The following is a 15813-nucleotide window of genomic DNA, read 5'->3' on the forward strand; positions in this document are numbered from 1 at the left end:
AGAGTGCAGATTGTGAATATTGATTATAGACAGTTTTACAGAGGGACAACAAATATCCCCTTATATGGAAGTGGTGCATATAAGAAAGACACCCTTGTAAAATATGAGTTTAACACCACGGATGAGCATGGCAACAAGATCATGGATAAGATGTCAAAGGAGGAAACCTTGCAGGCGATGAAAGACATCCGTTCACAGTATGGGGATTCGGTTATCGTGGAGTTTTCCGGCGATGGACTGGCGGCTCTTGCGGAGGACAGGAGGGATAGCATGTCGCCGGAAGATCGGGAAGCAATGGAGGAGAGAAATGCAGCATTCCAAAAGGATATTGTGCAGATTGACAAATCCTTAAATAATTTTCCGGCATATTCGGGGATGTACGGCGCAGACAAGGCGGTTGCGTCTGCGTTGGAGAACTGTGGCAAGGAGGATCAGGGATTTGTGTATGACATCATCCGGCAGAACTTCCTTGTCGGGAACAGCGGCTCCATGACGGAGGAGGAACGTCAGGCGAACATATCGCTCGGCATGAAGAAAGCAGAATATGCGGCGGAGAACTTTATCCCGGAGGAAAGTCGGAAGTCATTCATGGAGGCGATGGAATCCATTGCGAAGCTGGCAAGCGCAGGAAAAGCAGATCCAAGTGGAAACATGGATTACGGTATGGCGCAGGGCAGGTATTTAGGGCATGGGAGCGGACTTGTCAGGACAACAAGTGCGCTTGACATGATGCGGACAATGGATAAGGACGCATACGCAGAGTACCAGAAGATGGGGAAAAACGATGACGGCGGGCTTAGCTCGTTGAAATACCTTACAAACTGGTATGCAGGCGCAGTAAAGAAGAATCCTTTGATGGTTGATAATTACGAAAAGCAGTCGGATGAATATGTGGAGAAGAATGTGAAAAATCAGAAGTTGGATAAAACTTTTGCGGGCTTAAAGACAGGGAGCAAGGCCGCTTTCTTTGAAAGCCTGAAAATGTTCCAGAGCAACAATCCCAATTTTCTCTCATCCATCGTAAACCAGGAGCTGACATCGAAGTTTTGGGGATTTTAGGATTGTGGTGGAGGTTGCTTAGAGGTGCATATTACCAATATGGCACAGAGGGCGGCTCTGAATGACAGAGGGGCTGCTATTAAAATAATGGATAGTAATGGAGGTTTTGAGAAATGAATGTAAATGGAATAGGGGCAGCAGGGTATCCGGCATGGCAGGGAGCGAGAAAGGCAGAAAGCAGTACGAAAGGCGGCTTTGGGGCAAATGTGCAGGGTGCAAAAAATGTAGTACATATTGACCCTGACGCAGTATTTTCTATCCATCATGTAAAGACAGGAGAAAGCGCAAATGTATACCGGGCGGATGATTATTCAGAAGATAATCCGGTTTACCTCGTGAAAGGCACTGACAAAAACGGAAATGAATACGAGCAGACGGTGGATGTGAGCAAGGTAAATCCAAATAGCTGCTCTTATACGGAGCTGCTTGCGTTAAATGCGCATACAGGGAATAGATCGGACAGTAATTTTATGACCATGTCGATATTAAAGGATAAGATGGGCGGTACTTCCTACCACGAAAAAACGGATTATATGACGATGGCACACGAACTTATGAATGATATGAAAACGCTTGGAAATTGGGACGGATATTTGCGGTATAACAAATGGATCAATGACATTATGACTTTCTGCAAAAGCAAATTATAATTGAAAACAGCCTGCCCACGGACACGTATTCCCGATAAACTACAGCCTGACAAAGCAGGTCGGACATCCCCGGCGTTCCGATAAGTTAGGGAATCGGGGAGCCGGGAGAGGATATATCTATGAAAGAATGTATAAAGAACCGGGTACATGAATTGTACTGGAATGATGATGTAAATTGTGCCAGGACAGCAATCATATGTTTGAGTGAATTATTTGAAACTGCCATTGAACAGCAAATTATCTGGTCTGCGGTTGGATTGCATGGTGCCGGAGGTTATAGGGCACAGTGCGGCTTAGTTGAAGGCACACTTATGTTTATAGGCATTTATCTTCATAAGATGGGGAAAACAGAAGATGAAATTGTATCTGCCTGCTATAACTTTGCGTCTGATTTTGAAAAAACATTTTGTTCATTAAGATGTTTTGAACTACGCCCTATGGGATTTTCAGAAAATGATCCGCCACATATGTGTGAAAATTTGACTTGTAGAGGGATTGAATTTGCGCACCAATATATTTTGGAGATTACACAAAGGGGCATATGAGGCTTTGAATGATAGAGGAACTACAGGTAAGATTTTTGTAGAGGAGGATGATATTATGGCAATGGAGATTAAGGGGAATCTTCCTGACTATGGAGTCAGGAAGCAGAATTACAGCAATTTGGAACAGGTTAATACAGATAAAGAAGTGCGGACAAAAGCAGTAAAGAAGGAAACGGAAAAGAAAAGCACATACGGGAGCAGACGGGAATATTCAGAATATCTGAATCATAAATATGCCTGCCTGACACCAACAAAGGACAGTTCCGTGACAATCAATTCCAGCCTGCTTTCAAAGGCGGCATCTAATCCCAAAACGGCTGAATGGCTGGAGAATACGCTTTCCCAAATGCCGGACTGTATCAATAAGATATGTGAAAATTCTGCTAAAAATGGGGCGAGGCTGGTCAGTCTGGAAATCAGCATAGACAGCGAGGACTGTATTACGACAAAGTGCGTAGGTGTTTTTGAAGCTGACCCCGGTACAGAGGAGTCCAAGAAAATGGCAGAGGAGGCGAGAGCCAGAAATAAAGAGCGTAAAGAGGAATGGGAAAAGCTGCTTGAAAAGAATAAGGAAAAGAAGGCTGGGCAGGAGAAGCTGGAAGAAAAGAAAGATGGCAGGCAGTATGATATTACTGTAATGGGAACGGATATGGGAAAAGTTACAGAGAACTTGATAAGTAAAATTGGCAGGGGTAATAGTTCCATATCCACAGTACCGACAGTGACAGGCTTTGATTTAAAAGTGTAAATATTATATCAAAAAATGGAGGATATTTGAAAATGAGTGTGAATGGAATTGGAAGCAATTATTGTTATATGGGGACTGCTGTAAATCATATGCAGGAAAAGGCATCTGATACGAATGCAGGCAGGAAAGTGACGCAACAGCCAGTTAATCTCTCTATTTCTGATGAGGGAAGAAATATGCTGCGGGAAATGGTAAATAAATTTGAACCTGATTCGGATTATGTCAATGCAAGGGAGCTGACAATACAAAATACAAATGAGGTTGCATGGGAACATTATACGGCAATGAGGGGAATCAGCAGCCAGACATTAAAAGATGGGAACTATAATGTGGAAGATGTAATGAAATCAATCATGGATACATATGAGGCGCGTTATAATGAAATCGTAAAAAAACATGAAAAGGGAGACCGTGAAGTTTCTTACGAACTTACGGGGAAAAGGTCTCTTACGCTTGAAGAAGATTTGGCTGGGCTGGATGAGGCTTTTAAGATGCGTCTGGCAAATCTGGAAGGATATATTACCTGTCAGCAGACAAACAAAGCCTTTGAAAATCCGGACAGTTCATGGTTTTTCAATAGAAACGGTTCTCAAAATGAAGGAGAAGAACAAGACAGGATTCAGCTTTTTGACACAGAATACCGGGATTTGGCAGTATCAATCATGGAACAGACAAGAGAAAAGTTTTTGGCGGCTTTTAAGAGTTTTGGCTACAAAAAAGGAACAGCGTTAGACATATTCGCAAATGTATTGAAAGAGAATATAAACTTTGCGGCAAAAACAAATAATTTATTGTAGTGCAAAGGTTATTATGAAAATGATTATGGGCATTTATTGTTTAGCGGATGAAAGGCAGTTCCACAAATTATTTTAGAGTTTGGAGGGAAAAGAAAGTATGCCAATTAGTATTTTAAATTATCCGGTACATTTGCAGGAAGGGCTTAAACTTAATAGAGAGTGCGTGAAGTCTAAGGGAAGCCAAAATGAAGACCGGAAAGTATTTCACAGGGATTCCTTAGAAGTTTCCCAATTATCGAAAAACAGGGAAATCATAACGGATAAAATAAAGCATACGGTAGTGCAGTCGGCTGCATCGTTCAGCGATATGAGAGCTGGAATCTTAAAAGAAATCAGGGAAGAAAAAGGGCAGTATGGTTATCACGATGTAGTGAATGCCTGCGGGTTGAGCTATGCAAGACTGTATTCAGAAATCGAACTGCGTCATGAAAATGAACAGTATTATAAGACAGATGGGACGCCGCTGACAAAGGAAGAAGAGACAGAATGGCTGGATATGCAGTATGGGCAGGAAGTGGAGTGGCAGAAGTCCTGTGCCAGAATAGCGGCACAAGGGCAGGCATTTCAGGGAAATATTTCGGAAACGCCGACAAAAGAGATGGAAGAATTGGAAGCTGCTTTTTATCAGGCGAAGGATGCTTATATGAAGTTGCACCATGAAAGCAAACAGGATGGGAGGCCGCTTGCTTTGCAGAATTTTGTTTTTGGGAACAGCCGGATGTATGAAGTGCTGGACAGATTAGGAAATTTGCAGGAGAGGGTGGAATAATGCAGGTTAATTCGTCCAATGGCTCATTGCAGAACAGATACTTTTCAGGGACAGGAAGCATAGGAGGTATCCATCTGCCTGACTTTCATGATAGATATGTTTTCTCCAAAAAGAAAAGCGGCGTCAGTGATGAGGAGTACCGGAGGCAGATCAGGGAACAGGCTTATAAGGATTTTGAAAAAGGGCAGTTCCAAAACAAATCCGAAGGATTTAATAAGCTGATGAAAAGTTACACATCGGAAGTGTCCCCGGACAGAAAGGGAATCATCACTTCCGGGCTGAAAGCCGTTTCAAAGAACAGGAAGAATGTGCCTAAGCCCATAGACATTGTGGCAACGCTGCTTGAAGGGAAAGTGAAATATCAGAAACTGCCATCAGGAAACAGCGATTACATAGAATTTTACGATAAGAATGGGGAAATGGTGGCGACTTATTCCAATAATGGGTGGACGATGTATACCACCAATGCGGAGGCATCCAGACAGACGGAAATGTGCATGATCTATAATGAGGCATGGGGAAACGCAAAGAGGGGCATTCCGCTGGCGGGTGAAGAAGCGGTGGGTGTGGAAAATCCGCAGAATAGTTTTGACGCTAAAGCATAGCAGAAAATAAATTTTACGGTTTCATATCCCCGATAAGCTACAACCTGACAAGGCAGGGCAGGCATCCCCGGTTTTCCGGCAGATTGGGAAATTGCGGGGTTTTAGGACAATAGGAAGGAGAGATAAAATGCCTTATATTTCAGTCGAAAGTGGAGCTTTATCAGATGGTCAAAAGGAGGAACTGATAAAACGGTTGACGGAAGTGTCTTCCGAAATTATGAAAGTGCCGCAAGAATTTTTTGTTACAACAATTAAGGAAGTGCCGGACAAAAATTTTGGCATTGGAGGCAAAACGATTGATAAAGTAAAAGCAGAGTATATACAGACACATAAATGATTTTCGGGAGGAAAGGGCGGCTTTGTGTAAATGGATTAAGGATAGCTGGAGGAAAATAGGCGCAGAGGAATATAGGAGGGATAATGAATCATACAGTTTTAGAATTTGAATGTGTCGGCATGGATAATGGAGGGAAATTTCCAATCGAATATACCGGGCGGGGGCAGGACATATCGCCGGAATTTGTCATTAAAAATTTATCGTCAGATGCAAAGACGCTTGCTATTACATTAGAGGATATATCCCACCCGATTAAAAACTTTACGCACTGGCTTATTTGGAATATTCCTGCCGCTGACAGGATAAAGGGGGATATTCCGACAGGCAGGATTGTGCCAGCGTTAGGGAATGCCTGTCAGGGCATAGGATACGGTATTCATCGGTATGCAGGCCCGAAGCCGCCGAAAGGGAGAAAGCATACTTACCGCTTTACAGTTTATTCCTTAGACTGTGAAATGAACATAAGCGCCAATTCCATGAAAAGAAATTTTCTGAAGAAGGCAGAAAAGCATATCATTCAAAAAGGCAGTATTGTTGGTGACTTTGAATAAGAAATAAATTTCAACGGCTTTATATCCATAATATGCTACAGCTTGGCAAGGCAGGGGCAGTCAATCCCGTCATTATGGAAGATTGGGGAATTGGGGAGCAGGGGCGGTTCTGATTGACAAAGAGGCGTTTTTTCTTTGCTTGGATTGGGAATTTAAAAGGTGAGAATATCAAGGAGGTTTTATGCGTAAATGTATTCGCTGTGGCAACTCAATGATTGAGGGCTGTGGGATAAAAGTAAAAGGTGGAGCATACGGGATTGTTTTGACAGATAATGAGAATAAGTGGTGGGGCGGGCGTATAGGTGAACCCAAAGTTGTAATCTGCCCTAATTGCGGTGAAGTTTCTATTTATCTGGAAAATATGGAAAAGTTAAAAAATAATGAGAAATAAAACTATTGGCTCCATATCCGCAATAAGCCACAGAGGACTGACAGGGCAGGCATCCCCGGCGTTTCGGAAGATTGGGGAATCGGGGAGCAGTGCGGCCTAATGAGCCGTAATATTGAAAACAATGGAGGGATTTTAGAAATGGGAATCAGTAATGTGAATGACCAGACTTTTGCATATGGAGCGGCTTTCAGGAACAAGCCAATATTCTTTATGACGGGAAAAGAGACAGAAGCATTTTTTAATGGGAAGATGCGCAGGAACATGGAGCTGCGGGAGGATACCTGTACCCTTAGCAGCAATCATACATACCGCAGGCAGCATACTGTCTATGAGGTTTCTGACAGGGATAAAGGCAGCGCATTCCTGGATTTGAATTTTCTGATCAAGGATGAGACCAGCAGCCTAAAAGGAAACCTCAGTGATGATAAAGATGTGGATTTTTATAATTTTTCCATCCCATTTATGAGTATGCAGAGGAATTACTTTAGCGTTGAGGCTTATCTGGATATGCCGGAGGGGTGCGATTATGACCTTACCTTGTATGACGAATACGGCAATCAGGTAGGAAAGGCAGAGTGGGACGGGGAAGGCCGGAAGAAGCTGAACATCCCGAATTGGGATATTGACACCAATAAATACTGCCTTAAAGTGGAAAAGGGAAACGGGGAGGAGGTTTCCCCGGATGATTATTACAAGATCAGTTTCCATGTTTCTGAAAATAAGGAGCATGAAAAGACGGATGCCGTCAGGGAAGCATATGGGAATCTCCATAATGCATACAGCCGGAAGGATGAAAACTGGCGGGAGTATCTTGATAAATATAATGCCGTCTTAAAGGAGACGGAGCAGAATTACAGGAAAGAGCTGGAGCAGCTCCAACAGAAACAGTTTGACAGCCTGCCGGAAGAAAAGAAGTATAAGGGCGGGCGTACCGTGGATGAACTGCTTAAGGACATGGCGGAGGGGAAGGACTTAAACGGTGCGGAACTGGAGTATGTGAAGATTTTTGCCAACCTGAAAGACATGGAAAAGGCGCAGAATAAAGCGGAGCTGAAAAACAGCTTTTCAAATGATTTCGTTAAGGATTTGGAGGGGTTGGGTATTTCCCGTGACGACATAGAGGGTATGCGTGTAAGGATTGGGAGCAATGGGGATGTGGCCGTGGACGGGATAGAGGATAGAGCCGTCCGGGAACAGGTACGGAAACTGATAGATGAAAAATACGGTGACCGGATGTACCAGTATTACATAGGGATTGCGGACAGCGTGGGGAATCTGCCCTCTAATGCATACAAATATGCTACGGACGTGCAGGAAGTCCGGCGTTACCTGAAAGGGGTTACGGGAGAGGATATTTCATTAGAAAATCTTTATCTGACACCAGACGGGAAGATCGGAGGGCTGCCGGAGAAAGCTGCCAGCCTGATCAATAAGACAAAGGACAATGCCAAGATCGAACGGATGAAGGATGCGCTGGTGGATATCATAGGGAATATCAGGATAAGCGGCGGTCTGGGAATTCCCGATTTTACTTCACAGTTCCAGTTTAAGGACGGGGCGTTCTCCGTGGCGGACAGCGGTTTTGCGGTGGATATGGGCGCACTGGATGGCCGTCTGACCCCACAATCTTCTGGCAATATGTATTCCGATATGTATAAATATCAGTTCAGAAAAGTGTTGTAAACAGCAGGCAGGAGGATTAAAAAAATGAGCATAAACGGAATAGGGACAGCAGCTTACTCGATAGAAAGGTATCCGGCGGGAAAAGCAGAAAAGAGCGCAGAATTTGGGACTGTGGGATTTATGGATATAGCGGCGGAAAAGGCAGCGCAGGATAAAGCAGCCAATCAGGATGAAAAAGCCTTTGAGATGGTCGGCAGGGGTGCCCCGCAAGGCGTAAAGGATGCGTGGATGGATGCGGCGAAAGAAGTAAATGCAAATGGCATGGGAATCCGGGGCAACGGAATGATGAGCCATATATCGCAGATGATGGTGCAGCGGCTCAACAAACAGCTTAGGGGTGAAACGGAGAATTTTGACATTCTTGGAAATACAGTGGAATCTGCGATCCAGGCGACGAAACAGGCACTGTACGATTTGGAGCATCCCGTGGTATATACGCCCAGAAGCATAGAGGTTCAGCAGGCGCGCATGAAAGAAGGGGAATTTTACAGGGCATTTTTGGAGAAGCTGGAACGGTTATAGATGCTTTTCCCAATAAGCCACAAGGCGAATAAGACAGAGCAGGGGCGGCTCTGAATGCCAGAGGAGCCGCAGTATCGAAGGAGGATTTTAAAATGGCTGTCAGCGGAGTAGGGCAAAATTATTATCAGAACAATATGGAAACAAAGAGGAACACAAAAAATGTAAACAGTGCGGATAAGTTTGCGCTGGAAAAGACAGGAAGCACGCAGGAATTATCGGAAGCGGAAGAAATGGAACAGTTTAAGAAGGAATTTTACGAAGACCTGTCTAAAGTTACAAACCACAGGGCGGTGAGCAATGCGGCTGTCAATATCTCGGAGGCTGCATTCAAAGCGATGAAGGAAGACCCGCAATATAGGGAAAAGGTTCTTTCGCTGATCCAAAGGGATTGGGGAGATTCCTATGCGCCGAGGAACTGTTCCGTGCTGATAACTGTTGGTGCGACATTAAATGAGTACAGGGCGGATTCATGGCCAGTAGGGTATGATTCGGAATTTGATGTGCGGTCACAGAACAGTTTCTATAAAAGGACGAGTGAAAAGAAAGACAAACAGAAGGAGCTTCTGGAAGAATATCTGGAAAAGCGGGCGCAGGCTAAGAGACAGCAGCAGGAGCTGTTGGATGAAAAGGCTGCAAAAGCGGAGCAGGAGAGAAGCAGACTGGAAAAGGCGTGGGCTGGCAGCAGGCAGATGGCGGCGGCATCCAGTGCCTATGAATCAAATATGATGACAGAAACTGCTGTAAACGGCGATTCATTGTTTGGTTCGTTATAGTAAAGCAATGGAGGAGATTAAGGAAATGAATGTAAATGGAATAGGAGCAGGATATCCGGCAGCAGGGTATGAAACGAGAAAGACAGAGAGAAATGCGATGGGGAGGAATTACGCTGACCAGATGTGCAGTATGGTTCCGGCAACACAGGCATCCGGTGGCACATTTGAGTTACATATTTCAAACGATAAGGACGGAAAAGCAATCGGCTCAATGTGTGGGACTGATTATTCCCTTACAGTCTATCAGCCAAACGATTTTGATCCTGCAAATCCAGTGTATAAGGTTAAGGTATGGGATAAAGACGGAAATGTGACAGAACGCATGGTAGATGTGTCAAAGATTGATACAAAAAACAGTGACTATATTGATATGTTTGCATATTCCAGCCACTTATCGGCAAGCGGGAAATGTCCGGGCGCACAGTCTGCTTTTATCAGGGCAGGGGCAAATCAGCATGGTGCTGACAATAGGACACATGATGATTTGTTCGGGATGGAAGATTGGATCAGCGTTTTAAAGGACGCTATGCAGACGCAGTATGATGCCGGGAATATGAAAGGCTATCTGGATTATAAGCAGTTTTGGGATTTTCTGGATAAGTAGGATTGCCAATGAAACACAAACGATAAAAGGGAACCGGCAGGGATATGCGGTTTCCCTTATTCCATGTCGGTAAGGGAAAGTAATTTTTATGGATAATATTCTTTTGTTTTTTATGCGCCATTCATGATTAAAATGATATGACAACCATACCGGAGGTGAATGCAGCCATTGTACCCCTTTTAAGCGGCTTTGCAAAGCTGGAAGATGAAATATTCCATTGGAACAAAAGGCAGTTACAGTTAGAAGTGAAAAAATAGAATTGCTTTAAGCCCACCAAATAAAAAAACGGCGTCTTTGGTGGGTGTGATTTGGCACGCCTAAATAGCAGAACCATAGATTTCCCTTCAAACCCGTTTTGAGTTTGGAGGCATTTTTTGTTTGTAAGTAGCAGCTTTTATTTTCATATGCGTTACCGGGGCTGGGTGGATTATCCGTTAATAAAAATCCCCGCCAGCACACGGGAGCTTTCTGATTTAAAAATAGAAGCCAAAAACCAACATAATAAAATTAAATTCTCTACAAACCGTAAAGGTGTGACAGCCTTTGCGGTTTTTCTTTTGTCGTTTTTTGCTGGATTACGCCGCAGGGCGTTATTCATTGTCGGTTGCCGTTCACCGCCTTCCAATCTGGATTTTTAACAAAAAATTCAGATTGGAGGAAAGGAATATGGAGGGTAACCGCCCAAAAAGAAGAAAGGATAAGTATAATCCCTATACTATATGCGAGAAAGACGGACAGTATTACGTTTCGTTTAAAGATGGACAAGGTGTTTTACATAAGCTTGAAATCAGCAAGGCGCTGTATGACACCTTTGATTCCTTTGAATTAAGCGATCTGGTGTATCTCAACGTGGTGGACAGGCATATCGAGCAGTCCGAGGTATGGTGAATATTCTAACGCTTCGGAGCCACCGTTTTATCGCTTGAGAGCCATTTGATTTTGGTATTCTAATGCTTGAGAGCCACCACAACATCTGGTGGTCTTTGATATTTGATTTTATATAGGATCTCCTATAGATTTTGATAGAAAGCCTGGTGCTTTTAATAAATCTATAGGAGGTCTTTTATTATGTACAAAAAGACGAAACCCAGAAGCGTAATGGAGCTTCTAAACAAAAATCTAAGCGAAAGGGAGGTGGCGGCAATGCTTGGATGCTCAAGAAACACAGTCTCTGAAATTAAAGAACTCTGCAGACAGCAGGGCATGACCTGGGATGACATTCAGGATATGACAGATGACGGGTTGTACGATATTTTATATCCTAAGAAATTCAAGCGGACAACAAACTATGTGCCTGTCGATTATGCATACGTACATTCAGAACTCAGGAAAACTGGAGTGACTATGAAACTGCTGTGGGAAGAGTATCGGGACAAATGCGTGAGCGAGGGCAGGGAATACTGTGCGTATCCTACATTTACTGTTAATTATTACAAATACACTGGCGAGAAGAATTATACCAGCCATATACAGCACAGGCCGGGAGTCGAAGTAGAGGTGGATTGGTCTGGTCCTACAATGTCATATGTGGACGTGGATACCGGAGAAATCATAACCGCATATCTGTTTGTCGCCACACTGCCATACAGCCAGTATGGGTATGTGGAAGCCACTACGGATATGAAAGAAAAGGCGTGGCTTGAATGCCATGTGCATATGTTTGAATTCTTCGAAGGCACTCCTGTGAAGATTGTCTGCGACAACTTGAAAACTGGTGTTGTGTCCCATCCTAAGAAGGGCGAGATCATCCTCAATGATGCATATCTGGCATTGGGGGAGTATTACGTGACCGCCATCATGCCTACAGGCGTTAAAAAGCCCAGGCAGAAAGCCAGCGTAGAAGGTTCCGCAGGCAAGATTGCGACGGCTGTTATAGCAAAGCTTAGGAATGAGATATTTACATCACCTGGATCGCTAAACTCAGCTATTCGCAAGGCTGTAAAGGAGTACAATGACAGACCGTTCCAGAAAAGGGATGGAAGCAGGAGCACTGTTTTCAATACGCAGGAAAAGGCTTATCTGAGAGCCCTGCCGTCAGTCCCTTACGAGGTGTGTGAATGGTCTTACGGACATAAGGTGGGCAGGAACTCCCATATAAGCTTTAACAAGGGTCAATACTCTGTTCCCAGCAGATATATTGGCTGTAAGGTTGATGTCAAATACAACTCCCGCCTTGTCTTTGTCTATTATAACAGAAGCGAAATTGCAAGACATGAAATTCTTCCCAGGGGCATAGTAAACGGTGTCAGGACAGATGAATCCCATCTTCCGTTTCCGCTTAAGAAGAATAGGCAGGCTGAAGACCTGATTGACGCAGCCAGAGAAATCGGGCCGAATACTTTTGAGTTGATCCGAAGGATGTATGACGAGGCAAAAGTAAAGGAGCAGCCCACGCAGACGGTCGCAGCCATTCTCGCAATTGCTGACACCTTTACGCCGGACATCTTAGAAGCCGCTTGTAAAAAAAGCTTAAAGCAGTATCATATACCTTTTTACAAAACGGTATACAAGGCTGCTGAGAATCTAAATAATCAAAAAGAGCTTGAAAAATTCAAAGAAACAAATAAAACAACCGGCATCGTAAGAGGTGCCGATTACTACGGATAGGAGGAAATACCATTATGAAATTTGAGTTAAAGAAAAACCTTACAAAACACGAGCCGGGTGATTTGGCCAGACTGGTGGAAAACCAGGAAAGCGATATCGCATTGGCAGATTTGAGCTTTGATGCAAGATTGGAACAACTGCTTGAGGAATTGATCTGTGAAAGAGAAAACAAGCTTATTAACAGGCTGATAAAGGCCGCCTCATTCAAGTATCCAATGGCAGGCATTGAGTCTCTGGATTTTGACGCAAGACAAGTCAAGAAGAACACGATAATCAATCTTGCCGCAATGGGATTTGTGACTACGGCAACAAACCTTATAATCACAGGTCCGGCCGGTGCTGGCAAAACCTATCTTTCATGTGCGTTGGGAATTGAGGCATGCAAAAAAACTTACAGGGTTTTCTACATCCGAATGCCTGATTTAATGCGCAATTTTGAGGACAGGAGGGATGACCTTAAAGAGTTGACCCGGTACAGGAAGAGATTGGGTAACTACAACATCCTCATAATCGACGAGTGGCTTAACTACAAGCTTAACGAGAGGGATGCAAAGATGCTCTATGAATTGTTTGAGCAGAGAAGCGGAAACAATTCTACTATCTTTGTCGGACAATTTCCTGTGGCAGAATGGCATGACAGGCTGGGAGGCGGAACACAGGCTGATTCCATAATGGACAGGATTGTTCATAACGCATATGAGATTCCGAGCAGCGAAACGAATCTCAGGAAGATATACGATTCCAAAAAGCTTGCTAATCTTAAGGCCGAGATTGAGAAATAGACACTTGTAAGACCTGTAAAAAAAGTTGGAGCTGTGAGCTCATGCTCATGGCTCCATTACTATATCTTGTGTTTGTGATGGCTCTAAAGTGTTAAAATCCGAGGTGGCTCTCAAGCGATAAAACGGTGGCTCCGAAGCGTTAGAATATTCAGCCAGGCAAACAACTACATCAACAACATAGAAAACAAAAAATCACTTCCCTCCATGCCGTCCTTTTTCTATATCTGCGAATACCTGGGCGTGACACCGCAGGAATTTTTTGACGAAGGGAACCCCAACCCGGAAGCCTTAAAGGAATTTATCGCACAGGCAAGGCAGTTGGATCCCCGGTCATTTGCATACATCCTCGGCATTATGAAGGAACTGAATACCAAAAGGTAAAGCGGCCGGCATCTGGCCGCTCTCTTTTATTCTACCCGGCAATCTCCCGGATATGCCCTTTCCATATACCGGCGAAAAACCAAGATTTGTCCTTGTCTGGCAGTGTTCTCATTCCCCAGCACTATTTAATCCGAAATTCCTAACCGCATTTTATTTGTAAACGTTTCTGCCCTCTTGCATATTCCCGGCAAAGTGGATATACTAAAAGTAAGAAAGTTGGAATTTCTCACTTCAAAATCATACACCAATACCCATATGCCCCAAAACTACGGGCACAGGAAAGGAGCTGATATTATGCTTGCGGAACTCCGCCAGAAGGCACAGATCACAATCCCAAAGGAAATCATTGTAAAACTCGGCCTGTCAGAAGGCGACAAACTGGATGTCTTTGAAAAGGACGGCTCCATCTGCCTCATGCCGGTTGCCGTCTATCCGAAAAAATACCTGAATGAGCTGAAAGAGGAAATCAGCGGTGTAAAAGCGAAACTGGCCTCCGGGGAACAGCCCGTCTTTGACAGCGTGGACGCCCTGTTTGATAAATTGGAGGCAGACTGATGGCATACGAATTTACCTTCACGCCACGGTTCCAGAAGCATTTCAAGGGGCTCACCGCCCAAGAAAAGAAACAGCTAAAAAACAAACTGGAACTCCTGGCGCAGAACCCCACCCACCCGTCGCTGCGCACCAAACGGATCCAGGGCACCACGGACCTTTTCGAGTGCAGCGTCAACATGGACATCCGCATTATCTGGTACTATGAGGGCGACAAAATGATTATCCTGGTGGACGTGGGCCATCATGACATTTTAAAACAGTTCTGATTGCAGAAGCGGCGCCTCCCGAAAGGGTTGTGCCGCTTTCCATCCTTTTTCTGTATTTTCCCTTATCACTCCCCGGTACTCCCAAACCCTCCCGTGCCCCTTTCCTCTCCAAGCCCGGAAACAAAATCCGCAATCACCACCGGCGTTATGATAAGCTGTCCTATCCGCGCCCCTTTCTTGATGGCCTGGATCCTGCTGCTTACATTGCTGATGATCGCATGGATCTCCCCGCGGTAGCCGGAATCCACGGGGGGGGCAGCTCGCAGACAAGCCCCCTGGCCGCCATGCTGCTGCGCGGGAACACATACCCCGCATAGCCGTCCGGCACCTCAATCCCGAAGCCCAGCGGCACCTTCTCCACATCCCCAGGTTTCAGGGTACAGTCATAGGGCATATACACATCCGCCCCGGCGTCGTTCCCGTGGGGCCGGTAGGGGCGCCAGTCCTCCCTCACGCCGAAATCAATGAGCTTTATCTTCATGTGGCGCCTCCCTTAAAAAGCGCCGGGTAATCCGCCGCCAGGATCTCCGAAGGCCCCTGGGAGGCTCCCAACTTTTTCCCGCACCCCATCTTTCCCTCCAGACACTTATCCCTCTGGCAGAAGGCTCCCGTAAGCTGCACGGAAAATAGAACCGGGCTCAACCGGTGCAGCTCCTGCCAGACCTTCAAGAGCACGATTCTTGTCTCGTCCGTGTTCCTCCGGCATATCCGCTGTCCGATGATGTGTTTCCACTGGTAGGGCGTGGCGCTTATCAGAAGCACATTTCTTAAGCCCTGGGGCGTGGCATAGCCCGCCGCGTCATGGCCGATTCCGGCGCCGCACAGTTCCCCGTAGCAGTCCATCCCCCTATGGCAGCTTTCCAGATACAGCTCCCGGACAGAACCAGAAGCAGCCAGTATCTCATAAGGTATGGCAAAATCCGCCTGTCCTGCATAATTGCTGTACTGCAGCGAAGCGCTCATAAACTTCACCTCGTTCTGATGTCTGGTGATCTGTGCAAGGAACCGCCTGCTCGCCCCCACAACCGCCACCGTGATCACCGCAAATTTTTGGACCGTAGGATGGGGAAGGCCGCCGATGGCCTCCACGGTATCCGTGCTGAACGACTTCTCATAGAGCGCCAGCAGGTCCTCCATTGTGGCGATCCGGTGCCCCCGCTGGGTAAGCCGGGCCGCAAAGACCATGTT

The 15813-nt window shown here is 45.3% G+C and carries 21 protein-coding genes and 2 pseudogenes; 21 read left to right on the forward strand and 2 right to left on the reverse strand.

Translation table 11 applies throughout. The features are described 5' to 3' along the window. Window positions 1-12: 12 nt before the first annotated feature. The 21 genes and pseudogenes from VSQ32_20200 to VSQ32_20300 all read left to right on the forward strand — a co-directional run bounded on the left by VSQ32_20200 (window position 13) and on the right by VSQ32_20300 (window position 14625). Window positions 13-1059, forward strand: coding sequence for a hypothetical protein (locus VSQ32_20200; protein MEH2945097.1), 1047 nt, complete (start codon window positions 13-15; stop codon window positions 1057-1059). A gap of 113 nt (window positions 1060-1172) precedes the next feature. Continuing rightward, window positions 1173-1709, forward strand: a complete 537-nt coding sequence (locus VSQ32_20205) for a hypothetical protein (protein MEH2945098.1) — start codon at window positions 1173-1175, stop codon at window positions 1707-1709. Between the two features lie 119 nt (window positions 1710-1828). Next, window positions 1829-2254, forward strand: a complete 426-nt coding sequence (locus VSQ32_20210) for a C-GCAxxG-C-C family protein (protein MEH2945099.1) — start codon at window positions 1829-1831, stop codon at window positions 2252-2254. Window positions 2255-2309: 55 nt separating this feature from the next. Continuing rightward, a complete protein-coding gene (locus tag VSQ32_20215) occupies window positions 2310-3002 on the forward strand; it encodes a DUF6033 family protein (GenBank protein MEH2945100.1) in 693 nt (230 codons plus the stop codon). A 32-nt stretch (window positions 3003-3034) separates the two neighbouring features. Continuing rightward, window positions 3035-3799 carry a hypothetical protein gene (locus VSQ32_20220; protein MEH2945101.1) on the forward strand — a complete coding sequence of 255 codons (765 nt, stop codon included), beginning with the start codon at window positions 3035-3037 and terminating at the stop codon, window positions 3797-3799. Window positions 3800-3896: 97 nt separating this feature from the next. Next, window positions 3897-4568, forward strand: a complete 672-nt coding sequence (locus VSQ32_20225; GenBank protein MEH2945102.1) for a hypothetical protein — start codon at window positions 3897-3899, stop codon at window positions 4566-4568. Continuing rightward, window positions 4568-5173 carry a hypothetical protein gene (locus VSQ32_20230; protein MEH2945103.1) on the forward strand — a complete coding sequence of 202 codons (606 nt, stop codon included), beginning with the start codon at window positions 4568-4570 and terminating at the stop codon, window positions 5171-5173. The genes VSQ32_20225 and VSQ32_20230 overlap by 1 nt, the downstream gene beginning before the upstream one ends. A 127-nt stretch (window positions 5174-5300) precedes the next feature. Then, window positions 5301-5510: a 4-oxalocrotonate tautomerase DmpI gene (gene dmpI / locus VSQ32_20235; GenBank protein ID MEH2945104.1), complete on the forward strand. Its 210-nt coding sequence runs from the start codon at window positions 5301-5303 to the stop codon at window positions 5508-5510. An 83-nt stretch (window positions 5511-5593) separates the two neighbouring features. Then, window positions 5594-6061 carry a YbhB/YbcL family Raf kinase inhibitor-like protein gene (locus VSQ32_20240; protein ID MEH2945105.1) on the forward strand — a complete coding sequence of 156 codons (468 nt, stop codon included), beginning with the start codon at window positions 5594-5596 and terminating at the stop codon, window positions 6059-6061. A gap of 181 nt (window positions 6062-6242) precedes the next feature. Continuing rightward, window positions 6243-6452, forward strand: a complete 210-nt coding sequence (locus VSQ32_20245; GenBank protein MEH2945106.1) for a nucleic acid-binding protein — start codon at window positions 6243-6245, stop codon at window positions 6450-6452. Between the two features lie 99 nt (window positions 6453-6551). After that, window positions 6552-8135 (forward strand): hypothetical protein, encoded by a 1584-nt coding sequence (locus tag VSQ32_20250; protein MEH2945107.1) that lies wholly within the window; start codon window positions 6552-6554, stop codon window positions 8133-8135. Between the two features lie 24 nt (window positions 8136-8159). Beyond that, window positions 8160-8657: a hypothetical protein gene (locus tag VSQ32_20255; protein MEH2945108.1), complete on the forward strand. Its 498-nt coding sequence runs from the start codon at window positions 8160-8162 to the stop codon at window positions 8655-8657. Between the two features lie 92 nt (window positions 8658-8749). Further along, window positions 8750-9430, forward strand: coding sequence for a hypothetical protein (locus VSQ32_20260; protein MEH2945109.1), 681 nt, complete (start codon window positions 8750-8752; stop codon window positions 9428-9430). A gap of 25 nt (window positions 9431-9455) precedes the next feature. Further along, window positions 9456-10034: a hypothetical protein gene (locus tag VSQ32_20265; GenBank protein ID MEH2945110.1), complete on the forward strand. Its 579-nt coding sequence runs from the start codon at window positions 9456-9458 to the stop codon at window positions 10032-10034. A 374-nt stretch (window positions 10035-10408) separates the two neighbouring features. After that, a complete protein-coding gene (locus tag VSQ32_20270; GenBank protein MEH2945111.1) occupies window positions 10409-10672 on the forward strand; it encodes a hypothetical protein in 264 nt (87 codons plus the stop codon). A 28-nt stretch (window positions 10673-10700) separates the two neighbouring features. After that, a complete protein-coding gene (locus VSQ32_20275) occupies window positions 10701-10922 on the forward strand; it encodes a hypothetical protein (protein ID MEH2945112.1) in 222 nt (73 codons plus the stop codon). 180 nt (window positions 10923-11102) lie between these two features. Beyond that, a complete protein-coding gene (istA, locus tag VSQ32_20280; protein ID MEH2945113.1) occupies window positions 11103-12641 on the forward strand; it encodes an IS21 family transposase in 1539 nt (512 codons plus the stop codon). A 14-nt stretch (window positions 12642-12655) separates the two neighbouring features. After that, entirely contained in the window at window positions 12656-13423 is a 768-nt protein-coding gene (locus VSQ32_20285; GenBank protein ID MEH2945114.1) for an ATP-binding protein, read from the forward strand. A gap of 153 nt (window positions 13424-13576) precedes the next feature. Then, a pseudogene (locus VSQ32_20290) lies at window positions 13577-13804 on the forward strand (helix-turn-helix transcriptional regulator). Window positions 13805-14098: 294 nt separating this feature from the next. Beyond that, complete coding sequence (locus VSQ32_20295) at window positions 14099-14359, forward strand: AbrB/MazE/SpoVT family DNA-binding domain-containing protein (protein MEH2945115.1); 261 nt, start codon at window positions 14099-14101, stop codon at window positions 14357-14359. Beyond that, window positions 14359-14625, forward strand: coding sequence for a type II toxin-antitoxin system mRNA interferase toxin, RelE/StbE family (locus VSQ32_20300; GenBank protein MEH2945116.1), 267 nt, complete (start codon window positions 14359-14361; stop codon window positions 14623-14625). Before VSQ32_20295 ends, VSQ32_20300 begins: the two co-directional genes overlap by 1 nt. Window positions 14626-14690: 65 nt before the next feature. Here VSQ32_20300 and VSQ32_20305 read toward each other — a convergent pair. Beyond that, a pseudogene (locus tag VSQ32_20305) lies at window positions 14691-15106 on the reverse strand (deoxyuridine 5'-triphosphate nucleotidohydrolase). Next, window positions 15103-15810, reverse strand: coding sequence for an FAD-dependent thymidylate synthase (locus VSQ32_20310; protein ID MEH2945117.1), 708 nt, complete (start codon window positions 15808-15810; stop codon window positions 15103-15105). The pseudogene VSQ32_20305 and the gene VSQ32_20310 overlap by 4 nt, the downstream one beginning before the upstream one ends. Between the last annotated feature and the right edge of the window lie 3 nt (window positions 15811-15813).

The organism is Lachnospiraceae bacterium JLR.KK002, assembly GCA_036941025.1.
GTDB lineage: Bacteria > Bacillota > Clostridia > Lachnospirales > Lachnospiraceae > Petralouisia.

What these genes read in the sequence shown, in the direction of transcription:
- VSQ32_20265 (MEH2945110.1), top strand. Translation starts at nt 9,456, where the DNA reads ATGAATGTAAATGGAATAGGAGCAGGATATCCGGCAGCAGGGTATGAA.
- VSQ32_20275 (MEH2945112.1), top strand. Translation starts at nt 10,701, where the DNA reads ATGGAGGGTAACCGCCCAAAAAGAAGAAAGGATAAGTATAATCCCTAT.
- VSQ32_20240 (MEH2945105.1), top strand. Translation starts at nt 5,594, where the DNA reads ATGAATCATACAGTTTTAGAATTTGAATGTGTCGGCATGGATAATGGA.
- VSQ32_20300 (MEH2945116.1), top strand. Translation starts at nt 14,359, where the DNA reads ATGGCATACGAATTTACCTTCACGCCACGGTTCCAGAAGCATTTCAAG.
- VSQ32_20295 (MEH2945115.1), top strand. Translation starts at nt 14,099, where the DNA reads ATGCTTGCGGAACTCCGCCAGAAGGCACAGATCACAATCCCAAAGGAA.
- istA (MEH2945113.1), top strand. Translation starts at nt 11,103, where the DNA reads ATGTACAAAAAGACGAAACCCAGAAGCGTAATGGAGCTTCTAAACAAA.
- VSQ32_20255 (MEH2945108.1), top strand. Translation starts at nt 8,160, where the DNA reads ATGAGCATAAACGGAATAGGGACAGCAGCTTACTCGATAGAAAGGTAT.
- VSQ32_20230 (MEH2945103.1), top strand. Translation starts at nt 4,568, where the DNA reads ATGCAGGTTAATTCGTCCAATGGCTCATTGCAGAACAGATACTTTTCA.
- VSQ32_20215 (MEH2945100.1), top strand. Translation starts at nt 2,310, where the DNA reads ATGGCAATGGAGATTAAGGGGAATCTTCCTGACTATGGAGTCAGGAAG.
- VSQ32_20210 (MEH2945099.1), top strand. Translation starts at nt 1,829, where the DNA reads ATGAAAGAATGTATAAAGAACCGGGTACATGAATTGTACTGGAATGAT.
- VSQ32_20310 (MEH2945117.1), bottom strand. Translation starts at nt 15,810, where the DNA reads ATGGTCTTTGCGGCCCGGCTTACCCAGCGGGGGCACCGGATCGCCACA.
- VSQ32_20285 (MEH2945114.1), top strand. Translation starts at nt 12,656, where the DNA reads ATGAAATTTGAGTTAAAGAAAAACCTTACAAAACACGAGCCGGGTGAT.
- VSQ32_20260 (MEH2945109.1), top strand. Translation starts at nt 8,750, where the DNA reads ATGGCTGTCAGCGGAGTAGGGCAAAATTATTATCAGAACAATATGGAA.
- VSQ32_20250 (MEH2945107.1), top strand. Translation starts at nt 6,552, where the DNA reads ATGAGCCGTAATATTGAAAACAATGGAGGGATTTTAGAAATGGGAATC.
- VSQ32_20245 (MEH2945106.1), top strand. Translation starts at nt 6,243, where the DNA reads ATGCGTAAATGTATTCGCTGTGGCAACTCAATGATTGAGGGCTGTGGG.
- VSQ32_20220 (MEH2945101.1), top strand. Translation starts at nt 3,035, where the DNA reads ATGAGTGTGAATGGAATTGGAAGCAATTATTGTTATATGGGGACTGCT.
- VSQ32_20225 (MEH2945102.1), top strand. Translation starts at nt 3,897, where the DNA reads ATGCCAATTAGTATTTTAAATTATCCGGTACATTTGCAGGAAGGGCTT.
- dmpI (MEH2945104.1), top strand. Translation starts at nt 5,301, where the DNA reads ATGCCTTATATTTCAGTCGAAAGTGGAGCTTTATCAGATGGTCAAAAG.
- VSQ32_20205 (MEH2945098.1), top strand. Translation starts at nt 1,173, where the DNA reads ATGAATGTAAATGGAATAGGGGCAGCAGGGTATCCGGCATGGCAGGGA.